The 2,963-nt window shown below is 37.4% G+C and carries 3 protein-coding genes; 2 read left to right on the forward strand and 1 reads right to left on the reverse strand.

Annotation, left to right across the window (positions count from 1 at the left end; all coding sequences use genetic code 11):
- The first annotated feature begins 78 nt into the window (after positions 1-78).
- Entirely contained in the window at positions 79-450 is a 372-nt protein-coding gene (locus tag ASV53_RS25305) for a zinc-ribbon domain-containing protein (protein WP_141226308.1), read from the forward strand.
- 293 nt (positions 451-743) lie between these two features.
- Here ASV53_RS25305 and ASV53_RS23455 read toward each other — a convergent pair whose 3' ends face one another.
- The gene (locus tag ASV53_RS23455; RefSeq protein ID WP_062692332.1) at positions 744-1,400 is read right to left on the reverse strand and encodes a class I SAM-dependent methyltransferase; all 657 of its coding nucleotides are present in this window, start codon (positions 1,398-1,400) and stop codon (positions 744-746) included.
- A gap of 431 nt (positions 1,401-1,831) precedes the next feature.
- Between ASV53_RS23455 and ASV53_RS23460 the strand changes: the two genes are divergently transcribed.
- Positions 1,832-2,119, forward strand: coding sequence for a putative quinol monooxygenase (locus tag ASV53_RS23460; RefSeq protein WP_094958920.1), 288 nt, complete (start codon positions 1,832-1,834; stop codon positions 2,117-2,119).
- The last annotated feature ends 844 nt before the right edge of the window (positions 2,120-2,963 follow it).

Below are 2,963 nucleotides of genomic sequence, written 5' to 3' on the forward strand. Positions count from 1 at the left end.
AAAATATTCAAACGAGAGATTTACCTAACGATAAACAAGTCGATCAATCATGATTTACGACTGAAATAACGTAAAATAATGCGCCTCGGCTCATTTATAGGTGGCGATGAGAAAACGAAACATCAATGCCTTATTTGCGATCATGAGTTCCTCACTAAGCCCAATAATATCACCAGCGGTGGGCACGGTTGCCCTCGGTGCGCACGCCAACGCAGCAATCTCAGCTGTCGTCATAGCCAAGAGCAGTATATACAAAACTGTCTAGAGCTTTCCGTTCGCCCTCTTGAAGACTACCAAGGTTCTGGCTTCGCCATTTTGCACGAATGTATAAAGTGTGGGCATCAGTGGCGGGTAACTATCGGGAATATCCGACACGCAGGTGGATGCCCTGAGTGCCGCTCTCAAAGTAAGTTAAATCAAAGTAAGCTAAATCAAACTATTTGGGGATAACAAATCATTCTAGCGCACTTAACAATACTTAAAGAAGCTACCTAGATGACACTATATTAAGTAAATTAAGCTCTGTCCTATGGACGACACATGCTCTATCACAGAGCTTTGTTAATCATATGCTTTTTCATCTTATATCATGATGAGACCACTCCCAGGTTGCTAGTGCTTCCTGGGATTTTTTTAATCGACAGTCAGACTATTCCAGATAAATAGACGATAAAAGCCATCCGCTTACCCGCTAACTTTATCTTTCTGTTTTTAGAATTAAATTAAGATCATACAAGCAAAATTTATGATTTATTAATTCCAGAAAAAAGTGCAACGCAGCCAACAACATGAATATTCACATTTGAAAAGTTCTTTTCTAACGCCAGCTTTAATGTTGATAAATCATCATTAGAGTTACTGAAAATACCCTTGCTATTGTAGAAATTCATTAGTTTTTCAGCAAACATATTTTTTGGTACTCCTTGGCCAAGTATTGTACTACCAAAGAGTATACCACCATCATTTAGCACCTCTTTTAGGTATTCAAAAATAACACCTTTTTCTGAAAATGAACCAGGAAGGCAGTGCAGTAAATAATTAACGCTAATTGAATCAAATTTATCACAGCCTAGTGATAAAGGTTCCAAAACATTAGCTCGATAAATTTCTGGCTTGAAATGCTGAATGGCATTTGCTGTTGAATCCAAGCTATTTTCATTTAAATCAACTAGGCCAACTCTTCTTTCAACCTGTGATAAGTGATTTTTCAAATAATATCCTGTTCCAACACCAACATCGAGATGGTTTATTGAAACAAGCTCTTCAAATTTCCGACCTATCAATGTTGTTGGGCACTTCCATAAGTAATGGTTAGAAAATCCTAACACCCACAAATCATAAATTGAGAGAACTTTCTTTGTGTAAACTGCCTGTCCGGCGACTACCGCTTCTTTATGCATTATCAGCCAATCATTTATTATCTTAACCAATAAATTTAACTGAAATATCGGTTCTATCAAATCTTACCAGCTTAAGAACAAAGACATACCCTCCAACAAGCATGCTAAAGAATGAGCGCCGCGAAATTAATAACCCATTGATTATTTTTATACGCCTTAAAATAAATGGCAAAATTAGCGCATAGTTGTTGACCCGCCTATGAGGTAAGGGTTGAGAATGTTCATAACGGTTGAGAGCAACGACGTTAGATGCTGACTGAATTCATCACGACAGCCTAGCCTATTTAATCAATTATCTTCTATTATCAATTATTTTTTGATAATTATTCAAACTCAATGCTATTTATCACATCGTTAAAGCCTTCTATGATCTATCGTATCAATCGCAATTAACACAGATAGATATAGACTGCTACTTAAAGGATATCAGCATGGCCCTTACCATTATCGCGAATATTATTGCTAAAGACGATAAGATCGATCTTGTGAAATCAGAGCTTATAAAGCTCATCAATACAACACGAGCAGAAGAAGGGTGCATCAATTACGATTTACACCAAGACAATGAAAAACCAGCACATTTTACCTTCTATGAAAACTGGACTTCACGTGAGTTGTGGCAAACACATATGGCTAACAACCACCTCGCCGACTACATGGCTGCAACCGAGGGTGCTGTCGTATCATTTACGCTAAATGAAATGACTAAAATCGGTTAATCAAACCGTCATTGCACCAAATAATTGGCTAGACACCGCTAGAGTTTTATATCAAACAAAAACAATTTATATCGGTTATAATTTGAATAAAGCTATGACCGATACCTTTATGAGGCTGGAAAATATCAGCTCACTTCCATCTTATTCCTGCAGAATATACTCATTCATATTTGCTGCTTCAAAGCACTTTTTTGGATCTGAGCATATATTTCCAACTACAGATGCACCCGCTTTTATTCCTTTGAAAACAAAACACTCAATAAGATACCCTTATTACAGTTATGGTATTAGTGTTTTGCTCCAATAAATCTAACGACTTTAGATTTATTAACCACACCATTTTGTACACTCTGTAGCCTATTTATAAAATAATCAGCAACACTTTGATATGTTGAATGTTTTTCTGGAAATTAATACTTTAGGGTTATAGTATTCAAGTCCTATTCAGCAAGTATAATTGAAACTAGATGCATCAACATATATGGAATGGATACCTCAAATGAAATGTAACTGTACTCAAGTTAAACGCATTCGCCGCAACTTCTGGCAACGTTTAGTCTATACCTCGATTCACCAGTGCCAGCAATGTGGAAAAATCTTTAAATTATAAATCGCACACATTTGGCTCCACACCCAACCTAAAGCTAAATTAACAACGCTCTACACTCTTGGTGATACTCTATAGTGACCACTTTTCATCAGCAAGTGTAGGTAACCACAACATAATGTCGTGACCTACTTTAGTGCTTTGCTCATTTAGAATAATGAATCGAGTAGGAGGAGGCCTCACGGCCTCCGTCCTCTCACACCACCGTACAAGCGTGAGTCGCATACGGCGGTTCCG

The organism is Photobacterium sanguinicancri (assembly GCF_002265265.1).
In the GTDB taxonomy this organism is placed as follows: domain Bacteria; phylum Pseudomonadota; class Gammaproteobacteria; order Enterobacterales; family Vibrionaceae; genus Photobacterium; species Photobacterium sanguinicancri.

Coding starts and splice junctions, on each gene's coding strand:
- ASV53_RS23460 (WP_094958920.1), top strand. CDS start 1,832: ATGGCCCTTACCATTATCGCGAATATTATTGCTAAAGACGATAAGATC.
- ASV53_RS25305 (WP_141226308.1), top strand. CDS start 79: ATGCGCCTCGGCTCATTTATAGGTGGCGATGAGAAAACGAAACATCAA.
- ASV53_RS23455 (WP_062692332.1), bottom strand. CDS start 1,400: ATGCATAAAGAAGCGGTAGTCGCCGGACAGGCAGTTTACACAAAGAAA.